18 protein-coding genes are annotated in these 19009 nt (G+C 71.7%); 10 read left to right on the forward strand and 8 right to left on the reverse strand.

All coding sequences use genetic code 11. The annotated features are described in order from the left end of the window. Window positions 1–2: 2 nt before the first annotated feature. On the reverse strand, window positions 3–818 hold the full coding sequence (locus MUY22_RS42350) for an endo alpha-1,4 polygalactosaminidase (RefSeq protein WP_247052977.1): 816 nt from the start codon (window positions 816–818) through the stop codon (window positions 3–5). A gap of 226 nt (window positions 819–1044) precedes the next feature. On the opposite strand from MUY22_RS42350, the gene MUY22_RS42355 reads away from it, so the two are divergent. Together MUY22_RS42355 and MUY22_RS42360 are read left to right on the forward strand one after the other, a co-directional pair. Next, entirely contained in the window at window positions 1045–1416 is a 372-nt protein-coding gene (locus MUY22_RS42355) for a hypothetical protein (protein ID WP_247052979.1), read from the forward strand. A gap of 4 nt (window positions 1417–1420) precedes the next feature. Beyond that, entirely contained in the window at window positions 1421–3130 is a 1710-nt protein-coding gene (locus tag MUY22_RS42360) for a transporter substrate-binding domain-containing protein (RefSeq protein ID WP_247052980.1), read from the forward strand. 48 nt (window positions 3131–3178) lie between these two features. On the opposite strand, the gene MUY22_RS42365 is transcribed toward MUY22_RS42360, so the two are convergent. Then, window positions 3179–3478, reverse strand: coding sequence for a hypothetical protein (locus MUY22_RS42365; RefSeq protein WP_247052981.1), 300 nt, complete (start codon window positions 3476–3478; stop codon window positions 3179–3181). Window positions 3479–3583: 105 nt separating this feature from the next. Further along, window positions 3584–4579, reverse strand: a complete 996-nt coding sequence (locus MUY22_RS42370; RefSeq protein ID WP_247052982.1) for a YncE family protein — start codon at window positions 4577–4579, stop codon at window positions 3584–3586. 713 nt (window positions 4580–5292) lie between these two features. On the opposite strand from MUY22_RS42370, the gene MUY22_RS42375 reads away from it, so the two are divergent. Beyond that, window positions 5293–6303, forward strand: a complete 1011-nt coding sequence (locus MUY22_RS42375) for an ABC transporter substrate-binding protein (RefSeq protein WP_247064386.1) — start codon at window positions 5293–5295, stop codon at window positions 6301–6303. A gap of 209 nt (window positions 6304–6512) precedes the next feature. Here MUY22_RS42375 and mdlC read toward each other — a convergent pair whose 3' ends face one another. Both mdlC and MUY22_RS42385 read right to left on the reverse strand, forming a co-directional pair. Continuing rightward, window positions 6513–8099 carry a benzoylformate decarboxylase gene (gene mdlC, locus MUY22_RS42380; RefSeq protein WP_247052983.1) on the reverse strand — a complete coding sequence of 529 codons (1587 nt, stop codon included), beginning with the start codon at window positions 8097–8099 and terminating at the stop codon, window positions 6513–6515. A gap of 176 nt (window positions 8100–8275) precedes the next feature. Then, window positions 8276–9055, reverse strand: coding sequence for a class I SAM-dependent methyltransferase (locus tag MUY22_RS42385; protein WP_247052984.1), 780 nt, complete (start codon window positions 9053–9055; stop codon window positions 8276–8278). A 672-nt stretch (window positions 9056–9727) separates the two neighbouring features. On the opposite strand from MUY22_RS42385, the gene MUY22_RS42390 reads away from it, so the two are divergent. The 4 genes from MUY22_RS42390 (at window position 9728) to MUY22_RS42405 (ending at window position 14034) form a co-directional block, all read left to right on the forward strand. After that, the gene (locus MUY22_RS42390) at window positions 9728–11470 is read left to right on the forward strand and encodes a non-ribosomal peptide synthetase (protein WP_247052985.1); all 1743 of its coding nucleotides are present in this window, start codon (window positions 9728–9730) and stop codon (window positions 11468–11470) included. Continuing rightward, entirely contained in the window at window positions 11467–12174 is a 708-nt protein-coding gene (locus MUY22_RS42395) for a thioesterase II family protein (RefSeq protein ID WP_247052986.1), read from the forward strand. The genes MUY22_RS42390 and MUY22_RS42395 overlap by 4 nt, the downstream gene beginning before the upstream one ends. After that, window positions 12174–13352: a cytochrome P450 gene (locus MUY22_RS42400; RefSeq protein WP_247064388.1), complete on the forward strand. Its 1179-nt coding sequence runs from the start codon at window positions 12174–12176 to the stop codon at window positions 13350–13352. Before MUY22_RS42395 ends, MUY22_RS42400 begins: the two co-directional genes overlap by 1 nt. 373 nt (window positions 13353–13725) lie before the next feature. After that, window positions 13726–14034, forward strand: a complete 309-nt coding sequence (locus MUY22_RS42405; protein ID WP_247052987.1) for a transposase — start codon at window positions 13726–13728, stop codon at window positions 14032–14034. A 178-nt stretch (window positions 14035–14212) separates the two neighbouring features. On the opposite strand, the gene MUY22_RS42410 is transcribed toward MUY22_RS42405, so the two are convergent. Next, a complete protein-coding gene (locus MUY22_RS42410) occupies window positions 14213–15193 on the reverse strand; it encodes a YafY family protein (RefSeq protein ID WP_247052989.1) in 981 nt (326 codons plus the stop codon). A gap of 112 nt (window positions 15194–15305) precedes the next feature. Between MUY22_RS42410 and MUY22_RS42415 the strand changes: the two genes are divergently transcribed. Both MUY22_RS42415 and MUY22_RS42420 read left to right on the forward strand, forming a co-directional pair. Further along, window positions 15306–15773, forward strand: coding sequence for a VOC family protein (locus MUY22_RS42415; protein ID WP_247052990.1), 468 nt, complete (start codon window positions 15306–15308; stop codon window positions 15771–15773). 62 nt (window positions 15774–15835) lie between these two features. Then, window positions 15836–16867, forward strand: a complete 1032-nt coding sequence (locus tag MUY22_RS42420; protein WP_247052991.1) for an aldo/keto reductase — start codon at window positions 15836–15838, stop codon at window positions 16865–16867. 15 nt (window positions 16868–16882) lie between these two features. Here MUY22_RS42420 and MUY22_RS42425 read toward each other — a convergent pair whose 3' ends face one another. After that, on the reverse strand, window positions 16883–17209 hold the full coding sequence (locus MUY22_RS42425) for a hypothetical protein (RefSeq protein ID WP_247052992.1): 327 nt from the start codon (window positions 17207–17209) through the stop codon (window positions 16883–16885). 132 nt (window positions 17210–17341) lie between these two features. Further along, window positions 17342–18031: a M15 family metallopeptidase gene (locus MUY22_RS42430; protein WP_247052993.1), complete on the reverse strand. Its 690-nt coding sequence runs from the start codon at window positions 18029–18031 to the stop codon at window positions 17342–17344. A gap of 363 nt (window positions 18032–18394) precedes the next feature. Here MUY22_RS42430 and MUY22_RS42435 point away from each other — a divergent pair, with 363 nt between their 5' ends. Then, window positions 18395–19003 (forward strand): class I SAM-dependent methyltransferase, encoded by a 609-nt coding sequence (locus MUY22_RS42435; RefSeq protein ID WP_247052994.1) that lies wholly within the window; start codon window positions 18395–18397, stop codon window positions 19001–19003. The last annotated feature ends 6 nt before the right edge of the window (window positions 19004–19009 follow it).

Below are 19009 nucleotides of genomic sequence, written 5' to 3' on the forward strand. Positions count from 1 at the left end.
GCTCAGCAGGTCTTCCGGACGTACCCGGACTCACCCGCCGGGACCACGTCCTCGTCCCGGCGGACGATGCTGATCTTGCCCTTCCACGACGCGCACGCCTTGCTCAGGCCCGAACTCGTGTACTCGACGTCGACCACACGGTTCCCGAACGCGTTCGCGTAGACGTCGCACTCCGTGTACTGCCCGCACTCTTCGGCGACCGCGAAGTCCAGCCCGTTGGCGACCCGGTTCGCGGCCAGGTCCACCGTGTTCTTCTGCGCGATCGCCAGCCCCTTCGCGTGCGCGTGGCTCGACAGCAGCTTGATGTAGTCCTGCGAGTTCCCCGTCGAAATCAGGTTCTTCGACCGCTCGTAGCTGTCGTAGTTGTCCGGCTCGATCGCCTGGAAACCCTTGCTCGCGCAGGAGTCGACGATCCCGTTGATCTTCGCGGCCACCCGGGACCGCTTGTCGGCCGTGCGCAGGTCGAGCAGCGTCTCGTGCCAGTCCGGGTCGACGACCTTGTTCCCGTTCGCGTCCCGCAGCAGCAGGTCGCTCGCCCACTGACCGTCGTCGCCCACGTTGACCTGGAAAGCGTTGATGTAACAGATGTTGTAGATTCCGCTCGCCGCCGAGTCGGAGTGGTCGCGGCTCACGATCTTGACCCCGGACGGCGGCGTGTAGGCCCCGCCGATCTGGTAGTCCCACGCCGACGGTGTCGGCGGCAGCGTCACCGCCGCCGACGACGCACCCGCCGTCGCCAGCAGGCAGGCCGACGTCAGGGCCGGCACGGCGAGGGCGGCCAGGAACCAGGATTTCACCGCGGAAGGGTTGCGCGTCACATCGACTCCATTGGGGATGCGGGGGATGGTCCAGCCCAATCATGAAAGCGCTTTCTCGCGGCTTCGTCAATCATTCACGGCCGAATGAAGAAAATGATCGATTGACCGCATAGCACACCCGGTCCACCCGATATCGACGGCCCGGCCGGTGCCGCGATCGGCGGACTCGGCCCACTCCCGAGGACGGCTTTGTAGCGGACAGCCCTCCTCCCGCGACTTGCTGTGCGTGACCCTGAACCCCGCGATCGAGAACCACGCCGCCGTCATCACCGTCCGCCCGGACCGGGAGCCCGGCTCCCTGTGGCGTTGGCTGGGCGATGACCCGGACGCCCACGCGCTGCTGACCGGCTTCGGCGGCCCCGCCGACGACGAACAGCAGGGCACCTTCGAGGTGATCAACACGGTCGTCGCCAACGGGTTGGCGCTGTCCAGCCTCGTCGTCGCCGTCGCCGGCTGGCGGGACCGGCGGCGAGCGGCGCCGCCCGCCGTGACGCTGGAACGAGACGGAGTCGTCGTCGACGTCACCGGCGCCTCGGCCGCGGAGATCGCCGCCATCGCCCGCGCGTTGCGGATTCCCGAGGACGGCGAACCCGCCTGAAGCCGTGGACTCCCTCGCCGACACCGGGCGCTCCCGGGCCGTGATCGTCGGCACCGGGCGCTACAGCGCCCTGCCGCACCTGCCGTCCGTCACCCGCGGCGCGGCCCAGCTCGCCACCGCCCTGACCGACCCGCGGCTGTGGGGGCTGCCGGCCGCGCACTGCCGCGTGCTGACCGATCCGCCCTCCGCCACGACCGTGCTCGACGCCGTCCGCGCGGCCGCCGCCGAAGCCACCGACCTGTTCGTCCTCCACCTCGCCGGCCACGGCTTCGTCGACCCCGACTCCGACGAGCTCCACCTCGCCCTGACCGGCACCGACCCCGACCGGCCCTGGACCGCGCTCCCCTACCGCTGGCTGCGTCACGCCATGCAGCACCCCACCATCCGCTCCCGCCGCAAGGTCGTCCTCCTCGACTGCTGCTACAGCGGCATCGCCCTCGGCGGCTCGCTCGCCGGCCCCGCGGCCCTGGGCGACCGGGTCGCCATCAGCGGCACCTGCGTGCTCACGGCCACGGCCGAAACCAGGACCGCGCTGGCGCCGCGCGGCGAGCCGTTCACCGCCTTCACCGGCGCCCTGCTCCGCACCTTGGGCGCCGGCGTGCCGGACGGCCCCGCCCTCCTGGACGTCGAGACGATCTACCACCACCTGCGCGCGGAACTCGACGCCCGCAACCGGCCGATCCCCCAGCTGCGCAGCCGCAACGCCGGCCACCGCATCGTCCTCGTCCGCAACACGGCGGCCACCGCGGCGCGGCCGCCGGCCGGCCCCCCGGCCGCCACCCCGGCCGTGCCTCGGCGACGCTGGCCCGCCGCGGTGGCCGCCGCGGCCGTGCTGCTCACCAGCGCCGACACACTGCCGCCGCCGACGCCGGATCAGCCGGTCAACGCCGTGCTGGCCTGCGCCAACCCCGCACCACCACCGTCACCGGCCGCCGTCGACGCCGAAACCACACCCGCCATCACCCAGGCGCGCGCGAACCGGACGACCCACGATCGGATCGTCGTCGGGATCGTGTCCGGCCGGCCGGGCCACACCGAACGCTGCGCCGACGGGAGCCTGCGCGGCTTCGACGTCGCCATCGGCGAAATCATCGCCGCCGACCTCGGTTACCCACCCGGCCGGATCTCCTGGACCGAGCTCCCGGTCGCGGCCAGGGTCGCGGCCCTGCAACAACACCAGGTCGACTTCGTCGCCGGGAGCATGGCGATCTCCACCGACCGGAAACGCCACATCGCCTTCGCAGGCCCCTACGAGATCAGCGCTCAGACGCTGCTCGTCCTCGCCGGGGACACCGCGATCAACGATCCCGAAGACCTCCGCACGAGCGGCAAGACCCTGTGCGCGGTGGCCGGCAGCACCGGGCTGGAGGGGGTGAAACCGTATCTGGGCGACGCCGGGCAGATCGTCACCCGGACCTCGGTCGACGAGTGCCTCAGGCTGCTGCTGCGCCACCAGGTCGAGGCCGTGACCGGCGACCGGTCACTGCTGGTCGCCTACGACAAGGCGCTGGCCGGGCGCACCCGTCTGCTCAACACCAGCTTCGGCGACACGGCCTACGGGATCGCCGTCGCCATCGGCGATCCGACGCTCAGGCAGGCGATCCACGACATCCTCGCGCACAGCTACCGCGACGGCCGCTACGCCCGGGCCTGGAAGGACTCCCTCGGCCGCCTGATCCCCGAAATCAACACCGGTCCGCAGCTCACGGAGTGACACCGGACGCGACAGTCCACATCGGACTCACGGGGGACGCTCGCGTCGTCACCCGAGCATCTGCATCCCGGCGAAGAGCACGACCAGCAGGGCGCCGACGCCGAAACCGACGAGCAGGGCGCCGCCGACGGCCGGGCGGAGCCGCACTCCGGCGTAGGCCAGCCCCAAGGCGAGCATCAACCACGCGCCCACCAACGGGAAACCCGTCATCATGCCCGCGGTGAGCAGCGAAACGCCCTTGGCGCCGCCGGCGACGACCAGCGCGTAACCGGCGATCACCAGCCAGTGCAACGGGCGGACTCCGGCCGGCTTGGCGACCATCGTGCGCCAGGAATGCTGGTAGGTCATGACATACCCTCCTGATTCGGTGATACGTCGAGTGTCCCACGTCACGTCGCCGATGATCCTTACCTGACCGTTACGGCCCGGCCGACTGTCCACTGTGCACGGCGGTCAGCGCGGGTCGATCAGTTCGAGGACGCCGTCGGCCGTGCCGGTCACGAACAGCCGTCCCGTCGACGAATCCACGCTGACCGTGTTCGGCTGCCGGACCGTCGGCAGCCGCACGACCTCCGTCGGCGTGCCGGAGGAGAGGTCGATGCCGACCACCTCGTTGCGCGCGGTCAGCGTCACCCACATCCGGTCGCGCACGGCGTCGTAGGCGATCCCGTACGGCGTTCCCGGCAGCGCCAGCTTCCCGATCTGCTCGAGCCGCGGGGTGAGCCGGTAGAGCAGGACGGCGTTGCCGCGGGTGTCGGCGACGGCGAGGTGGCCGCGCCTGTCGGCGAGGACGTGGGTGGGCCCCGCCCCGGCGGGCACGCGCCCGACCTGCCGCAACGCCGCCGCGTCGTAGACGGTGAGGTCGTTCTGCCGGACGTCGACCAGCCCGACGAGGTCGCCGACCGCGGCGAGCCCGGCGGGCTGGGTGACGTCGGCAAAGGTGTGCACGACGTGCCCGTCGCGGACCACGACGACGCTTTTGCCCAGCTCATTGGCCACGAAGTACGAGCCGTTGGCGGCGCGGGTGGCGTCGTGCGGGACCACCCCGGTCACCACCGTCGTGGTCACCTCACCACCGGGCAGGGCGATGGTCAGCAACGAGTCGGACGTCTCGTCGGGCACCAGTACCGGCCCACCGGGCGCGGCCAGCTGCAGGTGCCGCAGCCAGCCGGGCAGCGGCACCCGTTTCACCACCTGCCCGGTCCGCGCGTCGACGAGGGCGAGCGCGTTCGGCTCGCGGACGCCGACCGCGACCAGGTGGGTGAGCGGGTCGGCCACGACACCTTCGGGGAACGCGCCGATCGGCAGCACCTGGCCGGCCGGGGGCCGGGCCACCCCGGGAGCGGCGGCGGGCTCGGCGGCCGGCGGCAGCTCGGCGGGCTTGTCCGCGACCGGACTCGAGCAGCCGGCGAGGAGGACGGCGGCCAGGCACCACGGAGCGAAACGCACCGGTAACCCCTTTCGACGAAGGCCGCCCACGTTAGGCACCCCACGCTGGTCAGGTGGGCAGGTGCCGCGTTCGGTAAGGAGGCCGTAAGGTCGCCGATCCGGCCCGCCGGCTGTGGCTCACCGCGGTAGCTCGACGACCGTCGCTCGTCGACAGCGCAGGCGAGCCGAGCGAGAGCCGACAGTGACCACGATGGACTCCCCGGCCGCGTACCGGCGGGAGCGGCCGGAGTCCGCGACACGTCCAGGCCTGGCACGAACCCCACCTCCGAGCGATCTGTCGCGATCGGACAAGACCTACCCGGTCCGGTGACTGTCCGTTCCGGAACGTCCGGTTTCGACCGAGTCGTCCACGTGGGATCCGCCGCACAGTTGCGCACGCCGTCCACACCGGACGGCACCGTCCGGGCCGTACTCGCCCTGGTCCAGGCCCACTCCGGCGCGCTCGGCCGCCGGGAGTTCCTGACGTTTCAGATTCACGATCTTCGTCCTACACTGGGTGAACAGCTCCTACGAACGGCCCAGTGAGTCTAGACCGAAGGCCAAAAAAGTGACGTGTGTCATCCTCCCGAGTATTGACCCCACCCGTTGTGAGCAAGCTGTCACCGCCTCTACAGTGGCCCGCGTGACTCCCCGAGAATGAGTCACGCACTCCCATCGGATTCGGTCCCCGAACCGTCAATTTCTTCAAGGAGCAAGCCTTGCTTGGAAACGCCATGAGCGGTGGCCGGGTTCGCACTCGCCGCGCCGCGCTCGGGCTCGCCCTCATCGCCGTCGCCGCCACCGCCCTCTCCGGGTGCAGCTCGCTCGGCTCGGACAGCTCGAACGCCTCGTCGACTGGGGGCGGCGGTCTGGAGAAGACCAAGATCAAGGTCGCGATCTTGCCCACCGTCGACACCGCTCCGCTGTGGCTCGCCCAGGACGGCGGCTACTTCAAGGCCGAGGGCCTCGATGTCGAAGCCGTCGTGGCCGCGAGTGGCCAGGCGGCCATGACCAAGGCGATTTCCGGCGAAACCGACATCGCGATCTCGAGCTACTTCCCGTTCTTCGTCGCGAAGAGCACGGGTGCGGCCGACCTGCAGTTCGTCTCGGACGCGACGTCGATCAGCCCGAAGTCCGTGTCGATCGTCACGGTGCCGAACTCGCCGGTGAAGTCGATCAACGACCTCGAGGGCAAGAAGATCGCGATGACCGCCAAGAACACGGCGAGCGACCTGCTGGCCAAGTCCCAGATGAAGGACCACGGCGTCGACATCACCAAGATCAACTGGGTTCAGATGCCGTTCCCGAACGTCGCGGCGGCCCTGCAGCAGGGTCAGGTCGACGCGGCCTTGCTGCCCGAGCCGTTCCTCTCGCAGGCCGCCAAGTCCGCGGGCGCGATCCCGGTGGTCGACGTCAACACCGGCGCCACCCAGGACTTCCCGCTGTCGGGCTACGCCTCGACCCGGAAGTGGGTGCAGGCGAACCCGAAGACCCTGGCCGCCTTCCAGCGCGCGATGGCGAAGGCCACCAGTGACACGACCAACGACCGGTCCAAGGTGGAGCCGATCCTGGTCAAGTACGCCAAGATCGACGAAGGCACCGCGAAGCTGCTCAACCTGCCCGCCTTCGTCGCCAAGCTGGACGCCCGGCGCCTCCAGCGCGTGCCCGACCTGATGCTCCAGATGGGCGCGATCACGACCGCCGTGGACGCCGCCTCGATGATCGCCCCGCAGGTGACCAGCTGAGGTAGCAACCGCTTCCGCGGACCCACCGGCCTGGCCGGCTTCCTCCCGCTCCGGGAGGAAGCCAGCCAGGCCGCTTTGCGCAGCAGGAGCCGCCGCCGAGCCACGCTCCACACAGGAACGCCCGCCTTCCGCAGCCGGTACCTGCTGCGGAAGACGGGCGTTCTTGGCGGAACGGAGGGACTCAGCGGCGACGCCGGTGCGTCAGTACGTCAGTACGGCGACTTCTCCGCCGAGGTGACGCGGATGTGCACCAGCGTCGGGCGCGAGTCGGCGAACGCCGCCGTCAGGCCGGGAACCAGGCCGGACGGCTCCGAGATCGTCACACCCTGGCAGCCCATGCTCGACGCCAGTGCGGCGAAGTCGATGCCGCCCAGCACGGTGCCCGGCAGCTTCCCGCCACCGATCGAGTCGCCGAAGATGCGGACCGCCGCGTACTCGGTGTTGTCCAGGATCAGGATCGTCACCGGCAGCTCCTGGCGCGCGGCCGTCCAGAGGGCCTGGATGCCGTACATGCTCGAACCGTCGCCGACCACGCCGATCACCTTGCGGTCCGGCCGGGCGAGCGCCGCGCCGACCACACCCGGGACGCCGTAGCCGAGCGTGCCGCTGGCGACCGTCAGGAAGCCCGTGTCGGTCGCGGTGATCGGCAGGTGGTCGTGCATCACCCCGCGGTGACTGGGTGCCTCCTCGACGACGATCGCGTTGTCCGGCAACAGGTCCGTGAGCGTCGAGTAGACGAGCTCGCCGGTCAGCTTCTCGCTGCTCGGCTTCGCGGGCCGCTCCAGCGGCGCGGGCGCGGGCCGGTTCGTCTCGCCGACGGCGTCGACGAGCGCGCGGATGCCGAGCTTCGGCGTGGCCCGGATACCGGTGCCTTCGAAGGCCCGCGCGAGGATCTGCTCGTCGTCGCTGACGATGAACAGCGGCGGCAGCGGAGCCTCGCCGCGACCGCGGTCGACGTGGTAGGTGAAAGCGGGTGCGCCGAGCACGACGACGAGGTCGTGCGCGGCCAGCTTGTCCGAGATCGCGCCGCGCTCGGGGTCCAGGAACCCTTGGAACAGCGGGTGGTTCTCGGGGAACGAGCACCGGGACGACATCGGCGCGACCCACACGCCCGCCCGGACGCGCTCGGCGAGGGCGACGGTCTCTTCGACGGCACCGTCCTGGTCGACGGCCCCGCCGACGACGATGGCGGGCCGCTCGGCGGCCTCCAGCGCGGCGGCGAGCTCGGCGACGGCCTCGGGATCCGGTGCGAAGCCGCGGATCCGCGACCGGCTGATCATCGGGCGTTCGGTGGTGGCGGTCCAGTCGTCGGCCGGGACGGACACGAAGACCGGACCGGACGGCGCCTGCGTCGCGACGTGGTAGGCCCGTGCGAGCGCGGCCGGGACGTCCTCGGCGGTCGCGGGTTCGATGGACCACTTCACGTACGGCTTGGGGAATTCGGGGGCGTCCGTCGCGCCGAGGAAGGGATCGTGCGGCAGCAGCGAGCGGCTCTGCTGCCCGGCGACGATGATCAGCGGCGTCCGGTTCTTGTAGGCGGTGTAAAGGCTGCCGAGGCCGTGCCCGACGCCGCCGGCGGAGTGCAGGTTGACGAGCACGGCTTTGCGCGCCGCTTGGGAGTAGGCCTCGGCCATCGCCACGACGGCGGACTCCTGTAGCCCGAGGATGTAGTCGAAGTCGTCCGGCCAGTCGGTCAGGAACGGGACCTCGGTGGTGCCGGGGTTCCCGAACACCGTGGTGAGGCCGAGTTCGCGGAGGAGTTCACGGGTGGCGTCGAGGACCGTGCGCTTGATCATGCCCACAGACTAACGCTTAGCTTCGCGAAGGAAACCCCCAAAGGGCCGCCCGGTGCCGCGCTGAGCCGCGTGTTTGCGGTGTCACTGACGGCAATCGGAGACGTGCTCTTCGTGCCCGCCGGTCGGGGCGGGGTCGTGGTCGAGACCACTCCCCCGCCACCGAGGGGCGGGCTCGCTCAGCCCCGGCGGCCGCGCGCGCCGACGGTCATCCAGCTGTAGTCCACAAAGGACGGATCCTCGTACACCGCGTACGCCTCGTCGAGCACCTCCCGGGTGACCAGGCCGGTGGCGAGCGCGTGCTCCTCGACGAGCTTCGTCGTGCCCTTGAGCCAGCCCGCCAGCGGCTGCCCGCCCCGCGCCGGCAGGACCACGCCCTCCGCGGCGCACTCGAGCAGGCCGGCCGCCTCCAGCGCGACCGGCAGGGTGCGGCCCCACTCCGGGGCGGTACCGACCCGGTCCGCCATGACCCGCGCGAGCGCCGCCATGGTCTGGCGGGTCGCCGGGTGCGAGGACAGCTCGGGCAGCGTGACACCGATCTCGATGAGCAGCCACCCGCCGGGCTTGAGCCACGACGACAACCGCTTGATCACGGCGTCGCGCGCGGGCAGGTGCTCCAGCACGAACCGGGTGTGGATGACGTCGAACTCCCCGGGCGCGTCGTCCGTGGTGACGTCGTGGTGCAGCACGGTCACCCCGAGATCGGCGAGCGGGCCGAGGAACGCGAGGCTGAGGTCCGTCGCGACCACGTTCTCGGGGCCGGCCAGCTCGGCCATCCTGGCCGCCACCGAACCCGCTCCGGCGCCGACCTCCAGGCACCGCCACCCCGGCCGCACCCCGAGGCTTTCGAGCTGCCGGAAGCTGAACGGGTCGAAGCTCTTCTCCAGCAGGCCGAGCCGGCGGCACTCGGCCTCCGCCTGGGTGTCGACGAAGTTGTTCCAGCCGATGGTCTGTGACATCCGGTGTTTTCCTCATTCGATCAGATCGGGCGACGCCGCATCGTACGGCTCGCCGCGTCGCGTCCGACAGGCCCGGACTCCCCTTATTTTCGCCGCCCCGAACAAAGCCGGCCCGCCGGCCGCGCCGTCGATCGCAAAAGCCGTCGTCGCGGTCCGCCGCCGACGCTCCGAATTGGACCGACTGGCGTAATCACCGCCGCCGGACGTGACGGGCGTCACTGCCCGGGCGGCTACCGCACTATCCACGTCGGACCGGCGACCGGAAAGCGCCGCGGCGATCCAAGGCGCGGGAGCCGGTTCCGGAACTTGGGACCAGCCGCCGCCGATCACTGTCACAGGCAGTCACAAACCCGCGCGGCACGCGATGTGGATAGTCACTTTTCGCAATACTGTCAAATCATTGGTGAATCCGACCGCTCCTACGCTAATCGGGTTATCCCCCCTGCCACGAACGGTCGCATACCATGGTCGGCGGCGCATTCGGAGCAGTTGCGCTGCGTACAGTCCGACTAGGCGAAGAGGGTCGAACACCTTCGAGTGGTATTGCTTCGGAAGCGATCTCACCGTAACTTCTCCAGCGATCTCCTCGCCCTTCCCCGGTCCTGACGATCACCCCCCGTCGGCGAACGCGCCGGGTCACCCTTTGTCGGTTTCATTGTCGCGTCCGAAAGAATGGATTCCAGCACGATGACGGATCTCGCGTTGCCGGTGAACGCCGCCCGAAGCAGGAGCATCGGGTTGCCGGAGGCCGCGGTCGAGCGGTGGGCGGCCGAGCGGCCCACCGCCACGGCGTGCTCCGCGCCGGACGGCGTGCTCGACTTCGCCGGCCTGGCCGAGCGGACGACGGCGATCGCCGGGGCGCTGGCGGCCGCCGGCGCGGGACCGGGCACCACCGTCGCGCTGACCACCGGACGGTCCCGGCTGGCCGTGGCGAGCCTGCTCGCCGTGTGGCGCCTCGGCGCGACGGCGGTGCCGCTGGACGAGCGGCACCCGGCCGCCCGGACCGCCGACGTGCTCGCCGACGCCGGCGTGTCGCTGATCCTCGGTCAGCGGCCGCCGGGCGCGCCGGCCGACCTGCCCGTGCTCGACCCGGACAGCGCCCGGGGCGGGGCGTTCACCGCGGCCGGGGGCGAGATCGCCTACCTCATCCACACTTCGGGCAGCGCGGGGCGGCCGAAGGGCGTCGAGGTCACCTACGCGGGCCTGGAAACCGCGCTGGGCGCCATGAGCACCCTCCACATCGGACCGGGCGGCCTGGGGATCAACCCGCTTTCGCCCGCGTTCGACGGCTGGCTCTGGTGCGTGCTGCTGCACCTGCTGAACGGGATCGGCACGGCGATCCTCGACCTCGCCGACGACGGCGAGCACGTCGACCTCGCCGGCCGGATCGCCGCGATCGCGCCGCGCACGGCCAGCCTCACGCCGTCGCTGCTGGCCTCCTGCGCCGACGCGCTCGCCGGGGCCGAGGTCGTGGTGGTCGCCGGGGAACGCTGCCCGCGCGGGCTGCTCGAGGTGCTGCTGGCCCGGCACCGGGTGCTGAACGTCTACGGCCCCACCGAGGCCACGATCGCCGCGACCTGCGCCGACAGCGCCCGCGGCGACGACGTCACGACCATCGGGCGCCCGCTGCCCGGCTACCTGGCCCGGGTGCTCGACGACGACCTCCGGCCGGTGCCCGCGGGCACCCGCGGCGAGCTGTGCCTCGGCGGCCCCGCGCTCGCCCGGGGCTACCGCGGCGACCCGGACCTCACCGCGCGCCGGTTCGTCACCGTGGACGGCGAACGGCTGTTCCGCACCGGTGACGAGGTCCTCGCCCGCCCGGACGGGCAGCTCGAGTTCCTCGGCCGGCTCGACACCCAGGTCAAGGTGCGCGGGTTCCGGATCGAGCTCGGCGAGCTCGAGCAGGTCGTCGAGCAGCTGCCGGCCGTGCTCGCGGCCACGGCGTTCGTGCGGACCGACGGCGGCACCCTCGGCGTCGCCGCCGTGCTCGCCGACGGGCACGACCCGGTCGCCGGCGCCCTGCTCGTGCGCGAGCACTGCCGGACGTTCCTGCCCGAGCACCTGCTGCCGTCCACAGTGGACTTCGTACCCGCGCTGCCCCACACCGACCGCGGCAAGGTCGACCGGGACGCGCTCGCGGTGGCCGCCGACGCGGCCCGCCCCGCGGGCCGGGCGCCGGCCACCGCCCGTGAACACGAGGTCTGCGCCGTCTTCGCCGAGGTGCTCGACCAGCCGGTGGCCGACGTGGCCGCCGACTTCTTCGAGCTCGGCGGCCACTCGCTGCTCGCCGCCCGGATGGTGGCCACACTGCGCAAGCGGACCGGGCTGCGGGCGTCGATCCCGTTGCTGCTGGGCAACCCCAACCCGGCCGCGCTGGCCCGGGAGCTGGACCTGCTCGCGGCGGTGTCCGCGTGAGCGCCTGGGTGGTGCCGTGGCACCCGTCCCCCGCCGGCCGCCCGACCCTGGTCTGCGCGCCGCCCGGCGGCTCCGGCTGCAACCGCTTCCGCGGCTGGCAGGCCCGGCTCGGGCTGGCCGTCTCGGTGGTCGGCGTGCAGCTGCCCGGACGGGAGAACCGGTTCGCCGAAGAGCATCCGGCGACCTTCGCCGACGCCGTCGCCGCCGTCGCCGCGGACCTCGCCGAGCTCCGGGCGGGCGCGCCGCTCGTCATCGTCGGCGAGAGCTTCGGCGGTCTGCTCGCCTACGAGCTCGCGCGGGCGGTGGGCCCGGACGCGCTCGTGCTCGCCGCGACCGAGCCCCCGGGCAACCGGTCGGCCGCCGAGCACCTGGTCATCGACGAGCAGATCCTGCGCGACCTGTTCGTCTCCGGCCCACCCGAGCTCCGCGATCTCGACGAGGACAGCCAGGAGTTCCTGCTCGACGTGCTGCGCCGGGACGACAAGCTCGCCGACACCCACGTGCTCGCCGAGAAGTTCCGGGTGGACTGCCCGATCCACGCCTGGTCCGGCGACCTGGACGAGGTCGTGCCGGGGCACCTGCTCGACGGCTGGGCCGGCTACAGCACCGCCGGCACCACCCGGCGTTCCTTCGCCGGGAGCCACACCTTCCTGACCGATCTCGCCGACGAAACCGTGCCCGCGCTGGGGAGCCTGCTGTGCTGATGGACCTGACCGACGACCTGAGCTTCGCCGGCACCGAATTCTGGCCGCACTTCGCGTGGCTGCGCGAACACGACCCGGTGAGCCGCCACCCCGACGCCCACGGCGGGTTCTGGGTGGTCAGCCGGTACGCCGACGTCCTGTCGGTCTACCGCGACGCGGCCGGGTTCAGCTCCCGGCACGGGATGCGGCTGGGCACCAACCAGACCGCGGTGGACGCCGTGACCGGGCAGATGCTGATCGTCTCCGACCAGCCGGACCACGCGCAGCTGAAGACCGTGCTGGCCAAGGGTTTCTCGCCCGCCGCGATCCCGCACGCGGAGGACCTGGTGCGCACCGTGGTGCGCGGCCTGCTCGACGACGCCGTCGCCGCGGGCGAGGTGGACGTCGTGGAGACCGCGCGCCGGCTGCCGACCCGCGTGGTGTGCGCGCTGATGGGCGTGCCGCGCGAGGAGTGGGACTGGCTCGGCGGCACGATGAACGACGCCTTCGAGGGCGAGGACGAACAGAGCAGGCTCGCCGCGCACGCCGAGATCTTCCTGTACTTCTCGGAACTGGTGCTCGACCGCCGGGAGCACCCGGGCGACGACTTCGTCAGCCGCATCGCCGCCGACCGGCGGTCCACATCGGACGGTACGAAGCGGCCGCTGACCGACACCGAGATCGTGGTGAACTGCAACGGCGTCCTCGCGGGTGGCAACGAGACCACGCGTTACTCCGCGGCCGGCGCCGTCCTCGCCCTGATCGAGCACCCGGACCAGTGGGCGGCGCTGCGGGCCGACCCCGGGCTGCTGCCGAGCGCGGTCGAGGAGGTCCTGCGCTGGACCACCCCCGGCGTGCACGTGCTGCGCACCGCGACCGCGCCCACCACGATCGGCGGCGTCGACATCGCCGCGGGCGACCGGGTGACCCTGTGGAACGTCTCGGCCAACCGCGACGACGCGGAGTTCGGCGACGCCGGCCGCTTCCGGGTGGACCGCACGCCCAACCGCCACCTCGCCTTCGGCGGCGGCCGCCACCAGTGCCTGGGGACGCGGCTGGCCCGTCTGGAACTGACCGTGTTCCTGGAGGAGCTGCTGAGCCGGGTGACCGCCGTGGACATCGTGGGCGAGCCGCGCTACACGGCGTCGAACTTCACCTGGGGCGTGCGCGAACTGCCGGTGCGGCTGCACTCGGCCTGACCGTCCAGCCGCTGTCCTGCGAGTCTGCTCGATGGGCTTCGTGATCCAGGTGGTTCCTGACGGTGCAGGCGGTGCCGTCAGGGGCCGCCTGGGCGCGAAGACCAACTCCGGCCACCGCAGCACACGATTACCAGACATCCAGCTCAACCGGTGCTCCGTGGCGTGACCTGCCCGGACGCCACGGACCGTGGAAACGCGCACGAACGACTGCGGCTGTGCACTGCAGACGGGACTGGGACAAAGATCCACCTCGCCCTCGACAACCGCGGTCTGCCGATACGGTTCCTGCTCACTCCGGGCCAGGCCGGGGACAACCCGCAACTGGTGCCGCTGCCGTAGCTGGATGGCATCAGCATCACCCGGGCCGGGCCCGATGTCGGCCGGAGACGATCATCGCGGACAAGGCCTACTCGCATCCTCGACCCGGGAAGCGACGCGGGACCGGCGAAGCACCTTCGTCAGCCCCGAACGCGATGACCAGATCGCCCGCCGCGCAGCCAAAGGTTCCCGCGGCGGCCGGCCACCCGCCTTCGATGCCGAGGCCTACAAGCAGCCCAACGTCGTGGAGCGGTGCTTCAACCGGCTCAAACAGATCCGTGACCTGGCCACCCGCTACGCCAAACGCGTTGCCTGCTACCAGGCAGAACTCACCATCGCCGCGATCGTCCGCTGGCTCCGATGACTTACAGGACAGCGCCTAGCCGGTGTCCTGCAAGTCAAGCTCGCGGTCTTCGCGCCCAGGCGGCCCCTGACGGCACGGGCAGATCACCCGAGTACAACCCGGTACGAGGGCGCTCCGCCCGCACCGCCAGGAACCACCTGGATCACGAAGCCCATCGAGCAGACTTACAGGACACCGCCTAGCCGGCGGCGCGGGTGGCCCGGCGGGACAGCTCCGCGAACGCCGTACGCAGCTGCGGCGGGGCGATCACCTCGATCTCGGTGTCGAAGCGGGCCAGCGCCCCGGCGAGGGCGGCCCAGGACCAGGAGCCCGACGTCAGCCTGGTCCGGGTCGCGCCGTGCGCCTCGACGACGCCGTCGCCGGCGAACGGAGCCACCTCCGCCACCGGCAGGTCGAGGATCACCTCGCCGCGGCAGGGCCACGCGTCCGCGCTCTCGGATCCCTTGAACCGGGCCGACAGGAACGCGGCCACGTCGCCGCCCGGCACTTCGCGGGGCGCGAACCGCGGCCCGTTCGGGACCCGCGGTGTCATCCGGTCGGCGCGGTAGGTCCGCCAGTCGTCGCGGTCGGGATCCCAGCCGACGACGTACCAGCGCCCGGCCCGCACCACCAGGTGGTGGGGCTGCACCCGCCGGGGCGGGCCCGGCTCGGCGTCCGCGGGGCGCCCCGGCGAGCGGTAGTCGAACCGCAGCTCCTCCCCCGCGCGGACCGCGGCGCTCAGCGTGAGCAGCACCCCGGTGTCGACCTGGGGCCCGCCGGGGCCGGCCGCGCTGATCTCGAGGGCGTCGACGCGCTGCCGCAACCGCGACGGCAGCACCTGCCGCACCGTGGTCAGGGCCCGCGCGGCCGCCTCTTCGATGCCCGCGCCGGTGCCGACGGCGATCCGCAGCGCCACCGTGAGCGCGACCGCTTGCTCCTCGTCGAACAGCAAAGGCGGCAGCCGGCTGCCCGCTTCGAGCCGGTAGCCGCCGTCGGGGCCCTTGACCGCGTGGACGGGATAACCCAGCTCGCGCAGCCGGTCGACGTCGCGGCGCACGGTCCGCTCGCTGACGCCCAGCCGCTCGGCGAGCAGGCCGCCCGGCCAGTCGCGGCGGGCCTGCAGCATGGACAGCAGCGACAGCAGCCGGCTGGAGGTGGTCGTCGAGGGGGCGATCGGCATGGTTTCACCATGCCACAAGTAGCGGACGTTCCCTGTCCGCTACTGCTGACATCGTCGTTCCTGTCGCCGGAGACCTCCGGCACCAGGAACCACTCGCGAAGGACCGAACACCATGTCGCTCACCGCTGTCACCCACCTGAACTTCCACGGCCAGGCCCGCGAAGCCCTGGAGTTCTACCAGTCGGTGTTCGGCGGGCAGCTCACCGTCGCCACCTACGCCGACTTCGGGATGCCCGCCGAGGTGCCGGGCGCCGACCGCGTCGTGTTCGGCCAGGTCGTCGCCGACAACGGCTTCCGGGTCATGGCCTACGACGTGCCCGGCGCGCAGACGCCGGCCGCCCCGGGCGCGCCCGCCACGCGTCGCGAAAACGGCACCACGATCACCACGGAGCCGTTCTTCCTCGCCGTCCGCGGCGAGAGCGTCGACGAGGTCACCCCCGTGTGGGAGGGCCTCGCCGAGGGCGGGGCCGTGATCGAGGCGTTCGGCCCCGCCCCCTGGGCGCCCGCCTTCGGGATGCTCGCCGACCGCTTCGGCGTCACCTGGATCGTCGACGTCGCGGCCGAGTACGCCCAGGCCTGACCGACCCGCGGGGAGTGCGGCCGGTCCCGGCCGCACTCCCCGCACCCCCACAGGAGAAACCCATGCAGACCCGCCCGCTCGGCCGGACCGGCATCCAGGTCAGCGCCTACGCCCTGGGCACGATGATGTTCGGGCCGTACGGCAATCCCGATCCCGACGACTGCGTGCGCATCGTCCACCGCGCCCTCGACGGCGGCATCACCCTCATCGACACCGCCGACGTCTACGGCGGCGACGGCGAGTCCGAGAAGATCGTCGGGAAGGCCCTGCGCGGCCGCCGCGACGGCGTCGTCCTGGCCACGAAGTTCAACGGCCCGATGGGGTCCGGCCCCAACGAACGCGGCAGCTCCCGCCGGTGGATCGTGTCCGCCGTCGAAGGATCGCTGCGGCGGCTGGGTGTCGACCACATCGACCTCTACCAGGCCCACCACCCCGACCCCGGCACCGACGTCGAGGAAACCCTCGGCGCGCTGACCGACCTGCTGCGGGCGGGCAAGGTCCGCGCGATCGGTCACTCCAACCTGCCCGCATCGGACATCGTCGAGGCCCAGTGGGTGGCGCAGCGGCGCGGGCTGGCCCGCTTCCGGTCCGAACAGCCGCACTACTCGATCCTCAACCGCGGGATCGAACGCGAGATCCTGCCGGTCTGCGAGCGCTACGGGCTGGGTGTCCTGGTGTGGAGCCCGCTGGCGATGGGCCTGCTCGCCGGGCGCCTCCGCAGGGGCAGCGCGGAAACGGCGTCGGCCGGGCGGCTGCACTGGGCGGGGCGGCACATGACCGACGAACGCAAGCTCGACGCCGTCGAAGCCCTCGCCGGCGTCGCCGATCAGGCCGGGCTGTCGCTGCCCCACCTGGCGCTGGCGTTCGCGACGGCCCACCCCGCGGTCACGTCGGCGATCATCGGCCCACGCACACCCGAGCAGCTCGACGACCTGCTCGCGGGAGCGGACACGCTCCTCGACGACGACGTGCTCGACCGCATCGACGAGATCGTCGCGCCGGGAACGGACGTCGGACCGATCGACGTCGCCTACGTCCCACCGGCGCTCGCACACCCGGAACTCCGCCGGCGCCCGGCGGCGCACCGATCGTGACGCCGGCCCGGCCGGTCAGCGCGCGCCCTGGTGTTCGCCGCCGGTGTCGAAGTGCCGGTCCAGGTACACCTCCGGCGGCAAGGAGCTGGTGCGCAGCAACGAGAACACCTCGCTGCCCTCGGTGAGGTCCTTCTCCCCGGTCTCGTACGCCTGGGCCAGCCCGAGGTAGGTGACACCGCTGTTCCCGGCGTACTCCCGGGCTTCCGCCTCGGCGCGCGCGATGGCGGCGTCGAGGCCGACCGCGCGCCACAGCGTGATCCGCTCCTCGTACGGCCGGTCGTCGGGCTCGGTCCACCGGAAGACGCAACGCACCGCGTACCACTCGTCCGCTTCGTCGGTCATCGCCCTGTTTCCCCCTCTCGCCAAGGGAAACACCGTAGCGCCGCGCGGCCACGACGACCCGCCCAGGGCCGCCGCCGATCCGGCCGGCGGCGGTCCTGAGTGTGGTCCGTTCCTTCGGTTTTCCTTACGGGGTCAGGGCTTCTCGAAGTGCTGGTAGTCGATCGGGGTGTCCCAGGAGCCGCCCCAGGTCCAGCCGCGGGTGCTGAACGCGCGCTCGGTGGCGTCGCCCGCGTGGATCATGCCCGGCGCGCCCAGCGTGCGGTCCGCGTAGGGCGCGCCGTTGGGCGGGTAGATCGCGCCACTGCCGGAGATGTAGGGGTTCTGCACGGTGTTGACGTCGATGGCGCGCCCGTAGGAGTGGTTGGACCACGCGGTGCCGCCGGTGATCGCCCGGCAGTTGAACGCCGAGGTGTTGTTCGCCGCCATCGACGCGTCGTCGTCGGAGCCGTACTTCTCCACGGTCTCCATCCGCTCGATCGGGAACCGGGCGGCGTACAGGTCGCCGAATGCGTAGGCGACTTCGACGGCGCGATCGGCGTTGACGACCAGTTCACCCTGGTGCACCGCACCGTCGAAGCCGAAGAACCGCAGGCTCATCAGCCGCAGCTGATCGGGACCGACGGGACAGCCCTCGTGCCAGCTGGAAGCGAGCCGCTGCGCGGTGACGGGCCTGATGAAGGCGACGTAGGGCGGAAGGCCACTGGCCACCGGCGCGGCGACTTCGACGGTCTGCACCGTGGCGGCCGGCGCCGGCGTGGCACCGGTGAAGACCACGGACAATAGGAACGTGATGACAGCGAAGACTTTTGTTCTCGGTTTCATGAAGCCACCACGCCCGGCCCCGCGGTTCGGCTTAGTCCGAGTCGGATTCGCCACAACCGGGCCGGTTCTCGTCCGTGGCCTGGTTTCCCTCGCCGGGTCAGTGCGCCCGGACGTCGTGGCCACAAAGGCCGGTGGCGGATTCCGCCTTGGTGCCGAACCAGCGGTGCGCGGCCGCCCTCTATCTCCTGGTCGCTGATCATGTCGCCGAGGCCGGGTTCCGGCGCGAGTTCGCCGATGGACTGCGCGGGCATCCCGTGCTCACGGGCTTCGTGGATCTTCCTGGGCGCCGTCGCCGGCGGTGTGTTCGCCGATCCGGTCGCCAAAGCCGGTCAAGCCGACGGATCGTGGGCTACCGTGCGGATCATGGGTACAGACGACTGGCTGGGCGACGTCCGGACCTCCTACGACACCATCGCCGTCAGCTACGCCGACCAAGTGCGCGACCTCTTGACCGAGCAGCCGTACCTGCGGACGGCTCTCGCGCTGTTCGCCGGCAACGTACTGGCCGCCGGTGGCGGACCGGTGGCGGATGTCGGCTGCGGGCCCGGGTACGTCACCGCTCACCTGCACGGACTCGGCGTCGACGCGTTCGGCATCGACCTCTCCCCCGGGATGATCGACGTGGCCCGGCGCGACCATCCCGGCCTGCGGTTCGAAGTGGGGTCGATGACGGACCTGGCCCTGCCCGACGCCTCGGTGGCCGGCCTGATCGCCTGGTGGTCGTTGATCCACATCCCCGACGACGAGGTGCCGGCCGTGTTCGGGCACTTCCACCGGGTGCTGCGGCCGGGCGGGCCGCTGCAACTCGGCTTTCACGTCGGCGATGGGTCACCGTCGGAAACCGAGCACCTTCGGCGGCCGGAGCAGGTGGCGACCTGGCTGCGTGAGGCCGGTTTCGGGATCGAGGCCCAGTTTCTGCTGCACCCGGACGAGAAGCCGGGCGCGGTTCTCTTCGCTCGCCGCGAGTCTTAGCATCCC

The organism is Amycolatopsis sp. WQ 127309, from assembly GCF_023023025.1.
GTDB lineage: Bacteria > Actinomycetota > Actinomycetes > Mycobacteriales > Pseudonocardiaceae > Amycolatopsis.

Coding starts and splice junctions, on each gene's coding strand:
- MUY22_RS42365 (WP_247052981.1), bottom strand. CDS start 3,478: ATGACCTACCAGCATTCCTGGCGCACGATGGTCGCCAAGCCGGCCGGA.
- MUY22_RS42375 (WP_247064386.1), top strand. CDS start 5,293: ATGAGCGGTGGCCGGGTTCGCACTCGCCGCGCCGCGCTCGGGCTCGCC.
- mdlC (WP_247052983.1), bottom strand. CDS start 8,099: ATGATCAAGCGCACGGTCCTCGACGCCACCCGTGAACTCCTCCGCGAA.
- MUY22_RS42385 (WP_247052984.1), bottom strand. CDS start 9,055: ATGTCACAGACCATCGGCTGGAACAACTTCGTCGACACCCAGGCGGAG.
- MUY22_RS42390 (WP_247052985.1), top strand. CDS start 9,728: ATGGATTCCAGCACGATGACGGATCTCGCGTTGCCGGTGAACGCCGCC.
- MUY22_RS42400 (WP_247064388.1), top strand. CDS start 12,174: ATGGACCTGACCGACGACCTGAGCTTCGCCGGCACCGAATTCTGGCCG.
- MUY22_RS42405 (WP_247052987.1), top strand. CDS start 13,726: ATGTCGGCCGGAGACGATCATCGCGGACAAGGCCTACTCGCATCCTCG.
- MUY22_RS42410 (WP_247052989.1), bottom strand. CDS start 15,193: ATGCCGATCGCCCCCTCGACGACCACCTCCAGCCGGCTGCTGTCGCTG.
- MUY22_RS42415 (WP_247052990.1), top strand. CDS start 15,306: ATGTCGCTCACCGCTGTCACCCACCTGAACTTCCACGGCCAGGCCCGC.
- MUY22_RS42420 (WP_247052991.1), top strand. CDS start 15,836: ATGCAGACCCGCCCGCTCGGCCGGACCGGCATCCAGGTCAGCGCCTAC.
- MUY22_RS42425 (WP_247052992.1), bottom strand. CDS start 17,209: ATGACCGACGAAGCGGACGAGTGGTACGCGGTGCGTTGCGTCTTCCGG.
- MUY22_RS42430 (WP_247052993.1), bottom strand. CDS start 18,031: ATGAAACCGAGAACAAAAGTCTTCGCTGTCATCACGTTCCTATTGTCC.
- MUY22_RS42435 (WP_247052994.1), top strand. CDS start 18,395: ATGGGTACAGACGACTGGCTGGGCGACGTCCGGACCTCCTACGACACC.